General features: G+C 62.3%; 18 protein-coding genes. 5 read left to right on the forward strand and 13 right to left on the reverse strand.

Annotated features, from left to right (window positions below; translation table 11 throughout):
• Positions 1-18: 18 nt before the first annotated feature.
• Positions 19-1,251: an acyl-CoA dehydrogenase family protein gene (locus tag CQ14_RS11245; protein ID WP_057857961.1), complete on the reverse strand. Its 1,233-nt coding sequence runs from the start codon at positions 1,249-1,251 to the stop codon at positions 19-21.
• A 50-nt stretch (positions 1,252-1,301) separates the two neighbouring features.
• Positions 1,302-1,820: a flavin reductase family protein gene (locus CQ14_RS11250; RefSeq protein ID WP_057857962.1), complete on the reverse strand. Its 519-nt coding sequence runs from the start codon at positions 1,818-1,820 to the stop codon at positions 1,302-1,304.
• Between the two features lie 177 nt (positions 1,821-1,997).
• Between CQ14_RS11250 and CQ14_RS11255 the strand changes: the two genes are divergently transcribed.
• On the forward strand, positions 1,998-2,480 hold the full coding sequence (locus tag CQ14_RS11255; RefSeq protein WP_063800345.1) for a MarR family winged helix-turn-helix transcriptional regulator: 483 nt from the start codon (positions 1,998-2,000) through the stop codon (positions 2,478-2,480).
• A 58-nt stretch (positions 2,481-2,538) separates the two neighbouring features.
• On the opposite strand, the gene CQ14_RS11260 is transcribed toward CQ14_RS11255, so the two are convergent.
• The 8 genes from CQ14_RS11260 to CQ14_RS11290 all read right to left on the reverse strand — a co-directional run bounded on the left by CQ14_RS11260 (position 2,539) and on the right by CQ14_RS11290 (position 9,486).
• Positions 2,539-2,964, reverse strand: coding sequence for a DoxX family protein (locus tag CQ14_RS11260; protein WP_057857963.1), 426 nt, complete (start codon positions 2,962-2,964; stop codon positions 2,539-2,541).
• Between the two features lie 14 nt (positions 2,965-2,978).
• Complete coding sequence (locus CQ14_RS11265) at positions 2,979-4,493, reverse strand: alpha/beta hydrolase domain-containing protein (protein WP_057857964.1); 1,515 nt, start codon at positions 4,491-4,493, stop codon at positions 2,979-2,981.
• A gap of 240 nt (positions 4,494-4,733) precedes the next feature.
• Positions 4,734-4,925, reverse strand: a complete 192-nt coding sequence (locus CQ14_RS11270; RefSeq protein ID WP_057857965.1) for a hypothetical protein — start codon at positions 4,923-4,925, stop codon at positions 4,734-4,736.
• Positions 4,926-5,299: 374 nt separating this feature from the next.
• Positions 5,300-5,581, reverse strand: a complete 282-nt coding sequence (locus tag CQ14_RS43505; RefSeq protein WP_156434889.1) for a hypothetical protein — start codon at positions 5,579-5,581, stop codon at positions 5,300-5,302.
• 398 nt (positions 5,582-5,979) lie between these two features.
• Positions 5,980-6,531 (reverse strand): TIGR02281 family clan AA aspartic protease, encoded by a 552-nt coding sequence (locus CQ14_RS11275; protein ID WP_057857966.1) that lies wholly within the window; start codon positions 6,529-6,531, stop codon positions 5,980-5,982.
• Between the two features lie 28 nt (positions 6,532-6,559).
• Positions 6,560-6,763: a DUF1289 domain-containing protein gene (locus CQ14_RS11280; RefSeq protein ID WP_057857967.1), complete on the reverse strand. Its 204-nt coding sequence runs from the start codon at positions 6,761-6,763 to the stop codon at positions 6,560-6,562.
• Positions 6,764-6,809: 46 nt separating this feature from the next.
• Positions 6,810-8,411 (reverse strand): sensor histidine kinase, encoded by a 1,602-nt coding sequence (locus CQ14_RS11285; RefSeq protein WP_057857968.1) that lies wholly within the window; start codon positions 8,409-8,411, stop codon positions 6,810-6,812.
• Positions 8,412-8,613: 202 nt separating this feature from the next.
• On the reverse strand, positions 8,614-9,486 hold the full coding sequence (locus tag CQ14_RS11290) for an NAD(P)-dependent oxidoreductase (protein WP_057857969.1): 873 nt from the start codon (positions 9,484-9,486) through the stop codon (positions 8,614-8,616).
• 174 nt (positions 9,487-9,660) lie between these two features.
• Here CQ14_RS11290 and CQ14_RS11295 point away from each other — a divergent pair, with 174 nt between their 5' ends.
• From CQ14_RS11295 to CQ14_RS11310, 4 genes are all read left to right on the forward strand, one after another.
• The gene (locus CQ14_RS11295) at positions 9,661-10,098 is read left to right on the forward strand and encodes a VOC family protein (protein WP_057857970.1); all 438 of its coding nucleotides are present in this window, start codon (positions 9,661-9,663) and stop codon (positions 10,096-10,098) included.
• Between the two features lie 175 nt (positions 10,099-10,273).
• Complete coding sequence (apbC, locus tag CQ14_RS11300) at positions 10,274-11,401, forward strand: iron-sulfur cluster carrier protein ApbC (protein WP_057857971.1); 1,128 nt, start codon at positions 10,274-10,276, stop codon at positions 11,399-11,401.
• Positions 11,402-11,584: 183 nt separating this feature from the next.
• Positions 11,585-12,673: a TRAP transporter substrate-binding protein gene (locus CQ14_RS11305; protein WP_057857972.1), complete on the forward strand. Its 1,089-nt coding sequence runs from the start codon at positions 11,585-11,587 to the stop codon at positions 12,671-12,673.
• A 167-nt stretch (positions 12,674-12,840) separates the two neighbouring features.
• The gene (locus CQ14_RS11310; protein WP_057858112.1) at positions 12,841-13,929 is read left to right on the forward strand and encodes a TRAP transporter substrate-binding protein; all 1,089 of its coding nucleotides are present in this window, start codon (positions 12,841-12,843) and stop codon (positions 13,927-13,929) included.
• 94 nt (positions 13,930-14,023) lie between these two features.
• Here CQ14_RS11310 and CQ14_RS11315 read toward each other — a convergent pair whose 3' ends face one another.
• The 3 genes from CQ14_RS11315 to moaA form a co-directional block, all read right to left on the reverse strand.
• Positions 14,024-15,625, reverse strand: coding sequence for a TRAP transporter large permease (locus tag CQ14_RS11315; protein ID WP_057857973.1), 1,602 nt, complete (start codon positions 15,623-15,625; stop codon positions 14,024-14,026).
• Positions 15,622-16,161, reverse strand: a complete 540-nt coding sequence (locus CQ14_RS11320; RefSeq protein WP_057857974.1) for a TRAP transporter small permease subunit — start codon at positions 16,159-16,161, stop codon at positions 15,622-15,624. Before CQ14_RS11320 ends, CQ14_RS11315 begins: the two co-directional genes overlap by 4 nt.
• A 380-nt stretch (positions 16,162-16,541) precedes the next feature.
• Entirely contained in the window at positions 16,542-17,570 is a 1,029-nt protein-coding gene (gene moaA, locus CQ14_RS11325) for a GTP 3',8-cyclase MoaA (protein ID WP_057857975.1), read from the reverse strand.

The raw sequence follows: 17,570 nt of genomic DNA on the forward strand, positions 1-17,570 counted from the left end.
GTTGGTTAGTACGGTCCCTTAGTATTGACCTTGGGGCGTCAGCCCGAGCGCGAGCTGGCCGTACATGGTGCCGACCGCGTCCCAGTTCATGCTGATGTGGCGGCCGACGGCATTGGCATCGCGCCAGGCGCGCTGCACCGGATTGGAAAGATCGAGGCCGAGCCCGCCGGTCGATGCGTTCAACGCTTCGCTGGCGCGGATCGCGAGCGCGACCGAAAATGCCTGGCCGCGGCGACTGACGATGCGGTCCTCGACCGAGATCGGGTTGCCAGCGCGGATGGTCGCCGCACGGTCGCGAAGATCGCGCAACAGCACTTCGCGCGCCGCATCGACGGAGGCGGTCGATTCCGCCACCCGCAACTGGATGGTCGGAAATTCCGCCATGCGGTTGTTGTGGCCTGCCACCGCGCCACGGGTGACGCGCCGCGCGGTGACGGCGAGATAGTCCTCCAGCGCGCCGGCAGCAGCGCCGACCGCGGTGGATGCGAGGCAGGAGGGAATGTTCGACAGCATCGGAATCGAGAAGGCGGGATTGGCGGCATAGAGCGCGGCGCCCGGCGTCTTGCCGGATGTGGTGTCGGCGAACGACAACAGGCGGTGCGCCGGCACGAACACGTCGTCAAGCACCAGCGTCTTGCTGCCGGTGCCGCTGAGGCCGACGACGTTCCAGGTATCGTCGATGACGTAGTCGGATGCGGGCACCAGCAGGAAGGCCGGCGCGAATTGCCCGCTGTCCGTCTTCGACGGCAACAGCGCCGCGCACAGCGACCATTGCGCGTTGTCGCAGCCGCTCGCGAACGACCAGCGGCCGGAGAGGCGGTAGCCGCCCTCGACCTCGGTCGCTTTGGCGGCCGGTGCGTAGGAACCACAGGCCACCGCATCGGGATTTGAATCCCAGACATCGCGCTGCGCACTTTCGGGAAATCCCGCGATCAGCCATTGATGGGCCGCGAGCAGGCCGCCGACCCACGCCGTCGAGGCGCAGCTTTTTGCCAGCTCGATGTTCAGTTCGACCAGCACGTCGAAATCATGCTCGTAGCCGCCGAACATCACGGGCTTCACGATGTCGAAATAGCCGATGTTGCGCAGCGCGGTGATGTTCTCTTCCGGAACGCGGCCGGCCTTTTCGGTATTGTGGGCGCGCGCCTTGATCTGCGGCGCGATCTGCGCCACGCGGCTGCGCAACTCGGCAAGGTCGGGGCGAGGGGCCGCCTGTGCCGGCACGTCCTTCAACTGGGCGACTGAAACCATGGGTTTGCTCCGTATCTTCGATTGTCTGAAAGGTTAGGCGCCCGGCGCGATCACGCAGCCTGGCTGTCGTGGGGTACCGAGAAACAGTAGGTGGCGTCCTGGTAGATCAGCGGCTCGATCGGATCGCGCACGTTCACGGTCTCGGCTTCGCCGATGAAAATCGTATGCGTGCCGTAGGGCACCGCGGCGGCCTTCTTGCAGAAAATGTTAATCTGCGCGTCGGCGAGATAGGTGACGCCCTCGGCCGAGGTCATCCACTGGCCGAGCCCGAACCGCTCCTCCGGCGGCACCGCGCCGCTGAATGCGGATGAAAGAGAGATCTGGTCGCGGCGCAGCACGTTGACGCAAAACCGGCGCGCCAAGAGCATGATGTCATGTAGCAGTGTCTGCTGGTTGACGCAGACGATCAGGGAAGGCGGGTCGAGCGACAGCGACGTCACCGCAGTAGCCGTCATGCCATGACGGCGGTTCTGGTCTGATGAGGTGATGACCGACACGGCGGCGGGAAATCGCCGCAGCGCGCGCTTGAACGTTTCACGCAATTCGTCGGATGCCGAATCCAGCGACATGGTTTCCTCCACTGAACGATCCGCTCTTGGTCCGGCGGTTTAACTTTCGATAACAATAATTGTATTTGCAAATATCGGTCAAGCAGAAACTTTCAAATGCAACAATTGCCTTGAAAAGCGATTTGCCTCCGGCTATTGAAGGCTCGCAACAATTGCGACAGCACGGATTGCAAGACCTTGTACAGGCTCACAAATTCATTCCCCTATCTGCTCAATCGGGTCGGCGTGCAGATGGGCGAGCTGTTTTCCAGGCGCATTGCCGGCTACGGCGTGACCCTGCCGATGTACCGCGTGATGGCCGCGCTCTGGGAAACCGGCGATCAGCGACTCGGCGATCTCGCTTCTATGACGACGATCGAGATATCGACATTGTCGCGCCTCGTCGGCGAAATGAAACGTCGCGGCCTCGTCACACGCGCGCGGCTCAAGGACAACGGCCGCACCGTTGCGATCAACCTCACGCCGAAGGGGCGGACGCTGGTCGAGGAGCTGATCCCGATCGCCATCCATTTCGAGGAAGTTGCGGTCCGCGATTTCCCGTCGAAGAACATTTCAGACCTGAAGACCGTTCTGGCCGAGATCTACGAGAGCCTGAAATCGCTCGAACCCGAGATCGAGGAAGCCAACAAGGCGCGCAAGGCGGCAAAGTCAAAAGGCTGACTTCGCCGCAGGTGTTCGCGCAAGAGGTGGCCAGGACCCGCTGTGCTGCGCCGGCGTTTCAGTTAATCCGCCGCGGCTGTCTGGCGCGAACCGCGTCAAGCGAATAGGCGCCGGCCCCGACGCCTGCAATGATGACGAACGCTCCGGTCAGCCCGACATTCTTCATGAAATGGATGTATTGGCCAAAGCGCGCCGTGCCCTCCAGTCCCCAGAACGCATGGAACGCGACCGTGACGATGACCGTGTAGACGATCAGGCCGATCGCCGCGCAGCGGGTGTAGTAGCCGGCGGCGATGCACAGCGCGCCGATCAGCTCGGCCGCTGCCGCGATGAAGGCCAGCGCCGCCGGAAACGGCAGTCCCTTGCCGCCGATCATCGCAGCCGTCTGGTCGAGCGCGCCGAATTTTCCGATCGCGCTCGATGTATAGAGGGCAATCAGGGCAAGGCGCCCGACGAGAAGCGTCCAATCCGCGGTCCTGTTCATCCGGCTTTTCCCCATCATGGCTGAAATTGCTTGTAGGCGGCCTCGATGGTTTCCGCGGCGTCGAAGCCCAGGATGTAACCAGCGGCCAGATTCTTCATCGTGGTCTCGACCACGCCACGAACATAGGCGTTCGGATTCGGATAGAACGCCTTCAATTCGTCATCGGCATAGAAGCGGTGATGGCCACCGTTGCGGCAGAAGCCGGGGCCCTTGTTGAGGTAGCCGAGATTGAACGCGGTCGGAAAAGCGTATTCGGCGAGTTGGATGCCGCCGAAGGTTCGCCCTTTGTCGTCGTGGCGTAGCAGCATGCCTCCGGCATCGCGCTCGAGCGGCTTGCCGGCCGGGGCAGGGAGCCCGCCGCCGGCCCAGGCATTGACGTGGTCGAAGGCCGCGTTCAGCACCTTGTGCATGGGCACCGCGCTCCACAGCGGCGCGTAGGTGCAGCCCTTGATCAGGTCCTGGATGGTCGCGACCGGCGTGCCGTCGCGCGTCTTCAGGCCCTTGTCCCGGGTCGTCACGGCGTCGACATACTGCATGTCCCAGAAACTCAAATGCGACGTTCCCGCAACCTCCCAGCGCCGCGTGGTGGGGCTATCGGCGACTGTCTTGCGGCCGTCGCTCCAGACCTCGGCGCCAACCGAGATCAGCTTGGTGGGGTTGTCGGTTCGCAGCAGGTGCCAGGTGCTCTCGCCGCCGATATCGGTGTAGCCGGGATCGTAGAACACCATGCCGTCGACGACGCGGTGCAGCGGGTCGATCGAATTGTAATACTGCGTCAGCCGCCGGCCGGCCTGCGACTCCCCGCTCGCAATGACACGCGTGGCCTTCCCGCCCGCAAGCACGTCGACCGGTCCAGGCGCGCGGATCGCCGCGATCACTTGCGAAAAGATGTCCCAGCACAACACGTCGCCGGTGTTAAGCGGATCCGGTGGAGTGGTGTTCGGAGCTGAAACGTTGAGATCGCCGTATCGGGCCTGGCTCCAAGCCTTCAAACGCTCGACGCCGACGCGCTGCGCCGAAATGCTGACGACGGCATATCCGTTGCGGATGAAGTATTCGCGCGAGGTGGCCCAGTTGAAGTCGATGTCCTGGCCCAGCGTGACGTTGTACCACTCGGCGACGACGGTCCCGTTGAATTTGGCCGGATCGGCCGGCCGCCGGACGATCAAGCGCGTCTTGTAATCGTAACGGTCGTCGGCCGCGGCCGCGTTGTTCATCGGATCGGGAAAAATGTACCGCCCGGCCGTTCCGCTGACGTAGTACTCTTCCTCGACATATCCCTTTTTCGAAAGGTCTTCCGGCGAGGCGGCAAACGCCGTGGTGCCGGGAACGGACACGAGCTGCAATTGCGCCGGCGTCACCCTGGTGGCGCCGACGCCGTTCTGGTTTCCGCCGTCGGCCATGGTCTGGCCCACACAGCACGCGAGCATGACGCTGGCCAGCCCGGCAGACTTCAGGATGATGGAATGCAGTTTCCCGACGAAGCCGAACGTTTCGCGCAATTCATCGGATGCCGAATTCAGCCGCATGATTTCCCCCGAGACGGCACGCTCTTGTTCGGCGGCTTCAATTTCGGGAACAATAGTTGCGGACGCAAATTATAGTCAACGGAAATTTTCAAATGCAACAATTGGTATGAAAAACGTCGACGCTTCGCACCGGCGACGCCTCGCAAAAGTTGCGCAATGCCATATCGCAAGGCCTTGTACGGCCGATGGAATGAACGGTCTGCCCGGCGACAGATCGGCCCGGGGCGGGCTCTGCCAGGCTTAGCTGCGCGAGGCGCGGAAGCCGACAAAGCTCAACCCAGCCGCCACGACGACGGCAATCCAGCTCGGCCAGAACGGCACATCGACGCCGTTAAAAGTGATGGACCACCCCATCACAATCCGGATCAATTGCAGAAGCGCGATCAGGGCAAAGATCGCGGCGGCAAGCGTGCAAAAGTTCCTTGTGGTCATGGCCGGTCTCCGATGGCGCGCATGACGTGCCCCGCAGCCAAAATGGGGAGGGACCGATGCGCCAGCCACTCCCCTTAAGCAGGGAGAACTCAACAGAACCATCATGATCCGTTGCACATTCGCCGTTTCCCGACGTCGCTAGTTAGGATCACTTCTGCCTTTGGCATCTTTGAGACGTGCGGACGATTGAAAATGTCTGTTTGTCGCGCCAGAAGTGATCGGTTCGCCGTCTAACGACGCGAATGATCTAAAGAACACCTTGGCCGGTAAAGGCATCTCGTCATTGCAAATTCGTTTACGGCCTCCGTGGCCGTCATTTCTCCTCGAAGGCCTTGCCACTCGGGTCGACTGGTTCGATTACGTTACGGCCGTCGTCAAGATAGCCCTCGGTAAGACCGGGAAAAATCGAATGCGATGGAGGTGGAATCAGGCCCTTCAAGAGTCCAAGTGTGGCCGATGAAAAGCACAGCCAAATTTGTCGCGCGGGCGAGCTCGACCGCAACTTCCTGCCAGTTGATCTTTCCTGCGTCGCTGTCTTTGAGGCGCTCGAATGCGAACACACCGTTAGGAACATTCCGATCCAAAATCTTGATTGATTGGCCGATCCGTTTCTGAATAGCAGCCTTGATCGCTGCTTCGAAAGGAGTTCGATCCATCTCCAGCAAAGTTTTCAGAAGGCGCAGCAGAGATTGGTTCAGAAGATCAAGATCATCGAAGTCGTGAATTCGGAGGTGCGTGTCAATCGAAGGACCTAGGATAGTCCTTGTAAATCGAACGCTCGTAGCGTCCGAATGCTACCTTTACGTCGTTCGATAGCGACACGATTTCTGGCCGAACGTCTTTTCCGCGAAGCAGACGTATCGCTTCCTCGAGAAGTTCACTCTGAAAAACTCATGCCAACTCCGCTCTCATCGAGATGGGCGACTGTCCTCGAGAGCACTCTCCGGTCAAGCTCACAATGTCTGTTTCTGGCCCAGCGCGTCGCTATCGGCATGTCTGCATTTGCGTCGTCGTTAGACGCTAAGCGGACCTGCTCAGCGTGTGACTCCATACCCTAGTTCGCCGCCGCGCGGCGCTTGCTGCGGCCTGCGACGTCGGGATAGCCGTGCAGCATCACCTTGTCGGCCTGCACACCCCAGCTTTCCAGCCGGTCCAGAAAGCTCATGCCGAGCAGGTTGGTCTTCATCTGCCCGCGCGGCACCACCAGCGCCGGAATCGATTTTTCGACGAGGCCTCCGACTGCAAGGCGATCGAGCGTCAGCCGCGCCGCCTTGGTGTGGCCGCCGGCGGTTTCGACGTCGACATTATATTCGAGCATCTCGATCGGCAGGCCGATCGCCTTCGCCGTCTCCCAGGTCAGCACCACCGAGGTCGCGCCGGTGTCGATCACCATCGGCGCCTTCACGCCGTTGATCTTGGCATGGAGCGCGAATTCGCCGGCTTTGCCGCGTGCGATCTCCACGGCGGGCGCCGGCTGCAGGCTACGTTGCCGCAGCATTTTCGATACCGAGTTGCCGGCGCGCGCGATCTGGTCGGGATCGCCATAGGCGACGACGGCGCCGGCGGTGGCCGCGAGCATCGACAGAACGAGCAGGATGCGGATCACTTGGTGCCTCCGCAGATGGCTCCACTGATCAGCCGCGCTCGCTGCGCGGAGGTATCGGCACGAGACCTGCGTCCGCCATCCGTGCCGCAAGCCCGTCCATCACGGCCAGTCGCTCCGCCGATTCCATGCGGTGCCAGCGCGCGATCTCCGGCAACGTTCGTCCGCAGCCGAAGCAGAGTTTGGTTTTGGGATCCATCATACAGACTGCGATACACGGCGTTTCTTTGCTCATTCGCTGATAGTGAAGTGGTTTGCATCCCTTGTGCAAGCGCTTGTGGTTACAGTCCCGTGCCGGCACTCATGATCGGTTTGTGACGCGCCCGCCGCTTGTCATCGGCCGCCGTGACGGCGGGGTCCGGCTGCAGGGGCGGGGCTTCCTCGGCCATCGGCGCCAGCGCGCTCATCACGCGCTCGGGCGGGAAGGTGACGATGACTTCGGTGCCGATCCGCAGCTTCGATTTCAGCGTGAAGGTGCCGCCATGCATGTCGATCAGGCTCTTGGCGATCGGCAAGCCCAGGCCGGCGCCCTGTTCGGCCGACTTGATCGAGTTGGAGCCCTGGCCGAACGAGGCCAGCACGACCGGAATTTCATCCTCGGCAATGCCGGAGCCGGTGTCCTTGACGCTGAGATATTGCCCGCCGGACGCGGTCCAGCCGACCTTGAGCCAGATGTCGCCGCCCTGCGGGGTGAACTTGATCGAGTTGGATATGAGATTGAGCACGACTTGGCGCGTGGCACGCTCGTCGCCCCAGATCCGGGGCATGCCGTGCTCGAACACTTCGTGAATAGTGATGCCGCGGCTGCTCGCGCGCAGCTTGAGCAGATGATGGCAGTCGGCGACGACGTGCACGAGCGCCACCGCTTCCTCGTTGAGTTCGTAGCGGCCGGCCTCGATCCGCGACAGATCGAGAATTTCGTTGATGAGATTGAGCAGGTGGACGCCCGAATGGTGGATGTCGGCGGAATATTCCTTGTAGACCGTTACCGCGTGCGCGCCGAAAATTTCGCTCTTCATCACCTCGGAGAAACCGAGGATCGCGTTCAGCGGCGTGCGCAGCTCGTGGCTCATCTGCGCCAGAAAGCGCGACTTGGCGACGTTGGCGGATTCGGCGCGGTGCCGCGCTTCGTCCGAGATCGCCTTGGCCTGTTCGAGCTCGCCGATCAGCGCGTCCTTTTCGGCGCGTGCTTCCAGGGTCTGCAGCGTCGTCGAATGAAGCTGATGGGCCAGCAGGGCAAAGTAGCATTCGGCGGCGACCGCCAGCAGCGCGAGGGCGTAATTGTCGAAGGTGCCGCCCATCACGAAGTTGAGCGCGATCGCGGCCGTCACCGGCGCGGTTGCCGCCACCGCCGCGATCGGCAGTGTCGCCGCCAGCATGCTCGACACTGCGATCACCAGCAGCATCAGGAACATCATCATCGTGTTCGAGACTGTGTCGAGGCCGGCCGGGTGCAGCAGGATCGCGGTCCAGCACAGGCCGTAGAGCAGGTCGAGCAGCACGAACCGCGTCTGCCATTTGCGCGTTTCGGCGAGCGTGGGCTGCTCGCGAAGGAAACGCCAGCAATTGCGGATGATGGCGGCATGGATGCAGAGCATGCCGAAGGTCCAGACCGCAGCCGGCACGACATACTTCCACAGGCCGAATAGCACACCGGTTGCAACCACCAGCAGCATGACGACGAAGGAGGCCGAGACCCTGGTCTGGGCGTATTGCCGGAGCAGTTCGGTATCGAAGGCGGGGCGCGTTCCGCTGGTCGACGTTAACCGATCGCGTGCCTCGCGCACGCGTTGTGCCGCCACGCGCCGCGTATTCACCGGTGGTGCGACCTGCGCTTCCGCCGGAAGCTGGACAACCTCGGGCTTTTCTGCGGCGTTACTCATCGAACAACACAAATCCTGCCCGCGAACTGCGCGGGCTTTTGCATTGTCTATCTGTGCCGTGAAATCATTAAGCGATGACTTAAAGAGCTAAAAATTCTCGTTAACGGGAAGTTAAAATTAACCAGTCGAGTGGAGGGAACCCCCGCTTCCGACAGGGCAAGAAGCGGGGGCCTGGCGCGTCGCCTTAACCTGATTCTTTAACTCAGCGCTCCAGCCGGGCCAAAAGGCTCGACGTATCCCAGCGCTTGCCGCCCATCGTTTCGACCTCGGCGTAGAACTGGTCGACGAGCGCGGTCACCGGCAGGTTGGCGCCGTTGCGGCGAGCCTCCGCGATGCAGATCGAGAGGTCCTTGCGCATCCATTCCACCGCAAAGCCGAAGTCGAACTTGTCGTCGTTCATGGTCTTGTAGCGGTTCTCCATCTGCCAGGATTGCGCCGCACCCTTGGAGATGGTCTCGATCACGGCGGGAACGTCGAGCCCCGACTTCTTGGCGAAATGAATCCCCTCGGAGAGGCCCTGGACCAGGCCTGCGATGCAGATCTGGTTGACCATCTTGGTGAGCTGGCCGGCGCCGGCGGGCCCGAGCAGTTTGCACATCCTTGCGTAAGCGCCGGAAATGATCGGCTCGGCAGCGGCATAGGCGTCTTCCTTGCCACCGCACATCACTGTCAGCACGCCGTTTTCCGCACCTGCCTGACCGCCGGACACCGGCGCGTCGATGAACCTGAAGCCCGCCTTGACGGCGGCGGCATCGAGCTCGCGGGCGACCTCGGCGGAGGCGGTGGTGTGGTCGACGAAGATGGCGCCCTTCTTCATGCCGGCGAAGGCGCCGTCGGCGCCGATCGTGACCGCGCGCAGGTCGTTGTCGTTGCCGACGCAGCACATCACGAAATCCTGGCCTTCCGCGGCGGCCTTCGGCGTCGCCGCGGCGCGCCCGCCGAACTTGTCCGCCCACTCCTTCGCCTTGGCTCCGGTCCGGTTGTACACGGTGACCTCGTGGCCGCCTTTTTTCACCAGATGTCCTGCCATGGGGAAACCCATAACGCCGAGACCGAGAAAAGCGACTTTAGCCATGTGTGATACCTTGGAGTTTTCGCCGGCGCCGCTGGGCCGGCCGGACGGTGTTTTTGGAGGAGCCGCACCATACAAGCTGCGCATGGGAGGGCAACGCCTTCGTTTGGCGGGCAGGGCGGGATTTATGCTAGGATAGGGGGCTGAAGAACCTCACAAGAAAGGGAGTGACATCGCATGGGCGTCAGCGTGGGCGTGCTCGACCATTTCAATATCCGGACCCGCAATCTTGCCGATACGGTCCGGTTCTATGAGGACATTCTGGGCCTGGAAAAGGGCGCCCGGCCCAACTTCGCATTCCCGGGGGCGTGGATGTACAGCGAGGGCAAGGCGGTGGTGCATCTCGTCGATATCTCCAAGACCGAGGAACCGCAGAAGCCGGACTCCGGCGTCGTCCACCATGTCGCGTTCGCGAGCTACGGCTTTGACGGCATGAAAAAGCGGCTGGAGCAGAAGGGCATGGCCTACGATTCCCGGCAGGTTCCAGGCGGCGACCTCTGGCAGATCTTCGTCAATGACCCCAACGGCGTGATGATCGAACTGAACTACGAGGCCGCCAAGGAAGAGACCGCTGCGGCCCCCGCCGAGCGGCGGGACGACGTGGGAGCGAGGTAGCCTTTTGCGCTGATCCGCTCTATGGGTCGCATCGGACTGGCATGGCGTTTTGCAACGAGGCCCCGCTCCCGGATTTGCTCCGAGGGCGGATGGGCGGCGTCAGGAAAGCGCGTCGATACAAGCGAGTAGGGCCCGGTTCTCGATCAGAGCCGCAAGGGCTTCAGGAGATGCGCGAGTGAGCGTAACGCAACAACAGGTTCTCGATTCCCTCACGCAGGTGGCGTCGCCCCGCGGCGTGCCCCTGACCAATGCCAACGTGCTGTCGGCGATCTCGGTCACCGACGGCAAGGTGTTCTTCTCCATCAATGTCGACGCCGCCGAGGCGAGAGCCTGGGAAAGCGTGCGTGCGCAGGCCGAAGCGGCGGTGCGCGCGATTCCTGGCGTTACGACGGCGATGATCGCGCTGACCGCGGAGCGTAAGCCGGGAACGCCACAGGCCGCGCCCGCGGCGCACCGGCATTCGCACGGCGTGCAACCCGCTTCCGCCCATCGCCCGGGCGCGGCCTCGCCGATGTCCAGGCAGGCGGATATTCCGGGCGTGGCCGCCGTCATCGCGGTCGCCTCGGGCAAGGGCGGCGTGGGCAAGTCGACCACCGCGCTCAATCTGGCGCTCGGCCTGCGCGACCTTGGCCTGCGCGTCGGCCTGCTCGACGCCGACATTTACGGCCCGTCGGTGCCGCGGCTGACCGGCATCAACGAGAAGCCGCAACTCGACGACAACAGGAAGATGATTCCGATCAAGTGCTTCGGACTGTCGATCATGTCGATCGGTTTCCTGGTGGAGGAAGACACCGCGATGATCTGGCGCGGGCCGATGGTGATGTCGGCGATCACCCAGATGCTGCGCGACGTGGCCTGGGGTACGCTCGATATTCTCGTCGTCGACATGCCGCCCGGCACCGGCGATGCGCAACTGACGCTGGCGCAGAACGTGCCGCTGAAGGGGGCGGTGATCATCTCGACCCCGCAGGACCTCTCGCTGATCGATGCCCGCAGGGGCCTTGCGATGTTCAAGAAGGTCAATGTGCCGGTGCTCGGCATCGTCGAGAACATGAGCTACTTCCAGTGCCCGGAGTGCGGCACGCGGTCGGACATTTTCGGCCATGGCGGCGCGCGGCACGAAGCCGAGCGGCTGGGTGTTCCATTCCTGGGCGAGATCCCCTTGCACATGTCGATCCGGACCACCTCGGACGAAGGTAATCCGGTGGTGGTGAGCGAGCCGGACGGGCCGCATGCCGCGATCTACCGCGCCATCGGGAGCAGGGTTCGCGACCAGCTGCAGGGCGCCATTGCCGCGGCTTAAGCCCTGCTTATAACCCCCTATAAGACTTTGGTTTTAATCAGTGCAGTCATGCCTTTGTCGCGTTTTCGCTGGCCGACTTCCGTGTTAAAGCGCCCCCGCCAGAGCGCCCCGGAAGAGGTGGATTCGCCCCGCCGGCGGACATGCTCCAGGAAATTGGAAACGTCCCGTCTTAAGGAGACTTGAATGAAGCGTCGTGATTTTTTGAAGGTTTCAGCGGCCGGTGCTGCCGCGACAGCCGTTGCCTCGCCGGCGATCGCGCAATCATCGCCTGAGATCAAATGGCGCCTGACGTCGAGCTTCCCGAAGTCGCTCGATACCATCTATGGCGGTGCCGAGCAGGTGTCGAAGTACGTCGCCGAGATGACCGACAACAAGTTTCAGATCCAGGTGTTCGCGGCGGGCGAAATCGTCCCCGGCCTGCAGGCACTGGATGCGACGTCCAACAACACCGTCGAGATGTGCCACACCGTCTCGTATTACTACGTCGGCAAGGACCCGACCTTTGCGATCTACGCCTCGGTGCCGTTCGGCCTCAATGCACGCCAGCAGAATTCCTGGTGGTCGCAGGGTGGTGGCCAGGAGCTCGGCAACGAGTTCTTCAAGAAGTTCGGCGTGGTCGGCTTCGCCACCGGCAACACCGGCACGCAGATGGGTGGCTGGTTCCGCAAGGAGATCAAGACGGTTGCCGATCTCTCGGGCCTCAAGATGCGCATCGGCGGCATCGCCGGACAGGTCTTGCAGAAGGTCGGCGTGGTGCCACAGCAGCTCGCCGGCGGCGACATCTACCCAGCGCTGGAAAAGGGCACCATCGATGCGGCCGAGTGGGTCGGCCCGTATGACGATGAAAAGCTCGGCTTCCAGAAGGTTGCCAAGTTCTACTATTACCCGGGCTTCTGGGAAGGCGGTCCGATGGTCCACGCCTTCGCCAACCTCGAAAAGTGGAATTCGCTGCCGAAGAACTACCAGGCGATCCTGACCAATGCGTGCGCCAACGCCAATAGCTGGATGAACGCGCGTTACGACATGCAGAACCCGTCCGCGCTGAAGCGGCTGGTCGCCGGCGGCACGCAGCTTCGTCCCTTCACCAATGAAGTGCTGGAAGCCTGCCTGAAGGCAACCAACGAGCTGTGGGCCGAGATCTCCAGCAAGAACCCGGACTTCAAGAAGTCGATCGACGCGATGCAGGCCTACCGCTCCGACCAGTATCTGTGGTGGCAGGTTGCCGAATACACCTATGACAGCTTCATGATCCGCTCGCGCACCCGCGGCTGATTACGTCTTAAGTCGTAGAAACGAGCCCGGCCTTCCTTGAGAAGGCCGGGCTTTTTCGTGTTTCCGTATAGTTCGGGATGGAAATCGGGAACCGGTTGTTCCATGCTGCCTCGCAAAGGCCTCGCCAAAGAAGGCCGCGACACGTTTCACCAGCAGGGATGGATTCAATGAAAAGAAGAGATTTTCTTAAAGTGACCGGTATTGGCGCGGCCGGCGCCGCGACCTTGGCGGCACCCGCCATTGCTCAATCGATGCCGGAGCTCAAATGGCGCCTGACCGCTAGCTGGCCGAAATCGCTCGACACCCTGTGGGGTGCCGTCGAGGTGATGGCCAAGCAGGTGGCCGACGCCACCGACAATAAATTCCAGATACAGACCTTCGCCGGCGGCGAAATCGTTCCCGGCCTGCAGGTGCTCGATGCCGTGCAGAACGGCACCGTGGAGATGGGACACACCGCGTCCTACTATTATTTCGGCAAGGATCCGACCTTTGCCTTCGGAACGGCGGTACCGTTCGGCCCCAACCAGCGCCTCAACCAGGCCTGGTACATGATGGGCGGCGGCAAGGAGCTGCTCAACCAGTTCTACAAGAGCTACAACGTCACGTCGTTTCTGGCCGGCAATACCGGTTGCCAGATGGGCGGCTGGTTCCGCAAGGAGATCAACACCGTCGATGATCTGAAGGGACTGAAGATGCGCATCGGCGGCTTTGCGGGTCGCGTGATGGCGAAGCTCGGTGTGGTGCCGCAGCAGCTTGCCGGCGGCGACATCTACCCCGCGCTGGAAAAAGGCACGATCGATGCGGCGGAATGGGTCGGGCCCTATGACGACGAGAAGCTCGGCTTCAACAAGGTCGCCCCGCATTATTACTATCCCGGCTGGTGGGAAGGCGGACCGATGCTGCTCGGCATCGTCAACCTGGACAAGTGGAATTCGCTGCCGAAATACTATCAGAGTGTCATCGAGCAGGCGGGCCAGGTCGCCAACAGCTGGATGATGGCCAAATACGATCAGCTCAACCCGGCATCGCTGAAGAAACTGCTGGCGGGTGGCACCAAGCTGCACAGCTTCTCGCCGCCGATCATGCAGGCCTGTCTGAAGGCGACCAGGGAATTGTATGCCGAGACGTCGGCGTCCAATCCCAATTTCAAGAAGGTGCTGGACTCCATGAACGCGTTCACGACCAACGGATACCAGTGGTTCCAGGTCGCCGAACTCGGCTACGACAGCTTTATGGCGCGCAATCCGCAGAGCTGATCGCCTCGACGCTGATAGCGTCGATGGCCCCTGACAAAGTAAAGCCCCCGAGCGAATGCTCCGGGGCTTTTTGTTTTTGGAGAATGACGCGCCGCTACTGCTTCGGCCCACCGAAATCGAGCGGTGGCAGTTCGATCTGCGGCACCTCGATCTTGACCTTGCTGAGATCGACGTCGAGCGGCTTGTCGAGCAGCGCCGTCACCACGACCGGGAAGGCGATCACGATCGCCACCATGATGGCCTGCAGGCCGATCCAGGGTAGCGCCCCCCAATAAATGTCGGAGCTCTTCACTTCCTTGGGCGCGACGCCGCGCAGATAGAACAGCGCAAAGCCGAACGGCGGATGCAGGAACGAGGTCTGCATGTTGACGCAGAGCATGACGCCGAACCAGATCAGCGCCGCATCGGGGCCGACCACCGGCGCCAGCACCTTCTGCGCGATCGGCGCCACCATCGGCAGGATGATGAAGGCGATCTCGAAGAAGTCGAGGAAGAACGCCAGGAAGAAGATGAAGAGGTTGATGAAGATCAGGAAGCCCCAGACGCCGCCGGGGATCGAGGTCAGATGGTGCTCGAGCCAGACGCCGCCGGAGACGCCGAGGAACACCACCGAGAAGCAGGTCGAGCCGATCAGGATGAACACCACCATGGTGGTGAGGCGCATCGTCGACTCGTAGCCCTGCTTGATCAGGTCGCGCAGGTCCGGAATGCGGACGGCTTCGAGGCAGAGCCAGACGACGGCGAGATAGAGTACCGCGAAGGTCAGCTTGAGCACCTTGCCTTCGCCGAGGAGAATTCCGACGATCACGGCGACGCCGGTGGCGGCGATGCCGACGAGCAGCATCTTGTGCCCCTTGCTGCTCAGATCCTTGTGGTGGATCGCGGCGAGCACGATGGCGCCGATCGCGCCCATTGCACCGGCTTCCGTCGGCGTCGCGAGGCCGAGCATCATCGTGCCCAGCACCACGAAGATCAGCACGGCCGAGGGGATGATCCCCATCAGGCATTTGCTCCAGAGCGCCCAGCCGGTCAGCGTCCGCGCTTCCTTCGGCACGGCCGGCACGTGATGGGGCAGGAAGATTCCGAGCAGGAAAGTGTAGCCGGCGAACAGGGCGATCTGCAGGATCGAGGGACCCCAGGCGCCGAGATACATGTCGCCGACCGACTTGCCGAGCTGGTCGGCCATCACGATCAAGACCAGCGAGGGCGGCACGAGCTGGGTGATGGTGCCGGATGCGGCGAGCACGCCGGTAATGTAGCGGACGTTGTAGCCGTAGCGCAGCATCACCGGCATCGAGATCAGCGCCATGGCGATGACCTGCGCCGCCACCGTGCCGGTGATCGCGCCGAGGATGAAGCCGACGATGATGACGGAGTAACCGAGGCCGCCGCGGACCGGGCCGAACAACTGGCCCATCGAATCAAGCATGTCCTCGGCGAGGCCGCATCGCTCGAGCACCGAGCCCATGAAGGTGAAGAAGGGAATCGCCAGCAGCAATTCGTTGGAAAGCACGCTGCCGAAAATGCGCCCCGGTATGGCCTGCAGGAAGTTGAGGTCGAAGAAGCCGAGATGGATCGACAGGAAGCCGAACGACAGCCCGAGGGCGGCCAGCGTGAAGGCCACCGGAAAGCCGATCAGCATGGCCAGAATCAAGCCGCCGAACATCAGCGGCGGCATCATTTCCAGCGTGATCATTGGGTCGGCCTCTCGTACTTCGCATCGATCACGACATAACCCTTCAGTGCGGCGATGCGCTTGATCACCTCGGAGACGCCTTGCAGCGCCAGGAAAACGAAACCTACGGGAACGACGAGCTTGATCGGCCAGCGCAGCAGGCCGCCGGCATTGCTCGAGGTCTCGCCGACCGCATAGGCCTGCATGAAGAACGGCCACGACAAATAGCTGAGCAGCAGGCAGGACGGGATCAGGAAGAACAGCGTGCCGATCAGATCGAGCTTGAGCTGGCCGCGTTCGGACAGCATCAGGTACAGGATTTCAACCCGGACATGCTCGTTCTTCTTGAATGTATAGGAGGCGCCGAACATCACGAAGACGGCGAACATGTACCACTGCAATTCGAGCCAGGCGTTGGAAGAGTAGCCGAACGCGTAGCGGATCATGGCGTTGGCGGCGCTCACCACGCAGGCTGCGAGCACGAGCCAGTTGCAGATGCCGCCTAGTTTTTCATTGAGCCAATCGATTGAGTTACTCAGTGCCAACAATGGGCGCATTACGCTCTCCTCGGACGCGTCATCGACGCGTGCCGGATGTCTTCATTGATATTGCGTTGCCATCCCGCGCCGGGCGACTGGAGCTGCCGCTGCGCCACCGGCGCGCAAGTTCGCTCGCGCGCGAAAAACGCGCGAGTTCGCAGCTCATTCGCAGATGCGATTGCAACGATAGTCCTCCCCCGTCTCGCGCTTCCGCCGTCTTGTCTGCAACCCTTGGGATGCAGCGGCCTGTTCCCGGCCGTGCTGGCGTGAAAGCAGCCGCACCATTTCAGCGCGCTGCGGCGGCGTCAATCGGAAAATGGACAAATTGACGCGGCGGCCAATTGGTTGGTTGGCCTGATAAATCCGCGTTTTTACGGGTGATAAGTTCGCCGGCGGACTTAGCCGCCGGTCACGCTCATGTGGCGCGAGACGCTCGGGCGGTTGTGCCGGCGGTCGATGATGAAGTCGTGGCCTTTCGGCTTCAGCCCGATGGCGCGCTCGATCGCCGCCGACAGCAGTTCGTCGTCGGCGGAGGCCCGCAACGGCTTGCGCAAATCGGAGGCATCCTCGTGGCCGAGGCAGGTATGCAGCGTGCCGGTGCAGGTGATCCGTACCCGGTTGCAGGACTCGCAGAAATTATGCGTCATCGGCGTGATGAAGCCGAGTTTGCCGCCGGTCTCGGTAACGCGGACATAGCGGGCAGGGCCGCCGGTATTTTCGTCTAGGTCGGTGAGCGTGTAGTGCTGGGCCAGCCGCGCGCGCAACAATGACAGCGGTACATACTGGTCGATGCGGCCTTCGCCGATGTCGCCCATCGGCATGACTTCGATCAGCGTCAGCGCCATGCCCTTGCCGTGCGCCCATTTCATCAGCGAGGGGATTTCCTCCTCGTTCATGTTCTTCAGCGCCACCGCGTTGATCTTGACCGCCAGCCCGGCGGCGCGCGCAGCCTCGATGCCGGCCAGAACCTTGTCGAGATCGCCCCAGCGGGTGATGGCGCGGAACTTCTGCGGGTCGAGCGTGTCGAGCGAGACGTTGACGCGGCGGACGCCGCAGTCACGCAATTCGCCAGCAAAGCGTTCCAGTTGCGAGCCGTTGGTGGTCAGCGTCAGTTCATCGAGCGCGCCAGTGCCAAGGTGCCGCGACAGCGAGCGCACCAGCGTCATGACATTGCGCCGGACCAGCGGCTCGCCGCCGGTGAGGCGGATCTTGCGCACGCCCTTGGCAATGAAGGCCGAGCACAGCCGGTCGAGTTCCTCCAGCGTCAGCAGGTCCTTCTTCGGCAGGAACGTCATGTCCTCGGACATGCAGTAGAAGCAGCGCAGGTCGCAGCGATCCGTCACCGACACGCGCAGATACCGGATGGTCCGGCCGAAGGGATCGACCATCGGGCGTATCAGCTGATCGGGGGACGGGGATCCGTTCAT

It is taken from the genome of Bradyrhizobium lablabi (assembly GCF_001440475.1).
Lineage (GTDB): Bacteria > Pseudomonadota > Alphaproteobacteria > Rhizobiales > Xanthobacteraceae > Bradyrhizobium > Bradyrhizobium lablabi.

Bases quoted from the DNA above. Each gene is read 5' to 3' on its own strand.
- CQ14_RS11310 (WP_057858112.1), top strand. From the start codon at position 12,841: ATGAAAAGAAGAGATTTTCTTAAAGTGACCGGTATTGGCGCGGCCGGC.
- CQ14_RS11320 (WP_057857974.1), bottom strand. From the start codon at position 16,161: ATGCGCCCATTGTTGGCACTGAGTAACTCAATCGATTGGCTCAATGAA.
- CQ14_RS11245 (WP_057857961.1), bottom strand. From the start codon at position 1,251: ATGGTTTCAGTCGCCCAGTTGAAGGACGTGCCGGCACAGGCGGCCCCT.
- CQ14_RS11280 (WP_057857967.1), bottom strand. From the start codon at position 6,763: ATGAGCAAAGAAACGCCGTGTATCGCAGTCTGTATGATGGATCCCAAA.
- CQ14_RS43505 (WP_156434889.1), bottom strand. From the start codon at position 5,581: ATGGATCGAACTCCTTTCGAAGCAGCGATCAAGGCTGCTATTCAGAAA.
- CQ14_RS11285 (WP_057857968.1), bottom strand. From the start codon at position 8,411: ATGAGTAACGCCGCAGAAAAGCCCGAGGTTGTCCAGCTTCCGGCGGAA.
- CQ14_RS11250 (WP_057857962.1), bottom strand. From the start codon at position 1,820: ATGTCGCTGGATTCGGCATCCGACGAATTGCGTGAAACGTTCAAGCGC.
- CQ14_RS11270 (WP_057857965.1), bottom strand. From the start codon at position 4,925: ATGACCACAAGGAACTTTTGCACGCTTGCCGCCGCGATCTTTGCCCTG.
- moaA (WP_057857975.1), bottom strand. From the start codon at position 17,570: ATGAACGGATCCCCGTCCCCCGATCAGCTGATACGCCCGATGGTCGAT.
- CQ14_RS11305 (WP_057857972.1), top strand. From the start codon at position 11,585: ATGAAGCGTCGTGATTTTTTGAAGGTTTCAGCGGCCGGTGCTGCCGCG.
- CQ14_RS11290 (WP_057857969.1), bottom strand. From the start codon at position 9,486: ATGGCTAAAGTCGCTTTTCTCGGTCTCGGCGTTATGGGTTTCCCCATG.
- CQ14_RS11265 (WP_057857964.1), bottom strand. From the start codon at position 4,493: ATGCGGCTGAATTCGGCATCCGATGAATTGCGCGAAACGTTCGGCTTC.
- CQ14_RS11295 (WP_057857970.1), top strand. From the start codon at position 9,661: ATGGGCGTCAGCGTGGGCGTGCTCGACCATTTCAATATCCGGACCCGC.
- CQ14_RS11315 (WP_057857973.1), bottom strand. From the start codon at position 15,625: ATGATCACGCTGGAAATGATGCCGCCGCTGATGTTCGGCGGCTTGATT.
- CQ14_RS11260 (WP_057857963.1), bottom strand. From the start codon at position 2,964: ATGAACAGGACCGCGGATTGGACGCTTCTCGTCGGGCGCCTTGCCCTG.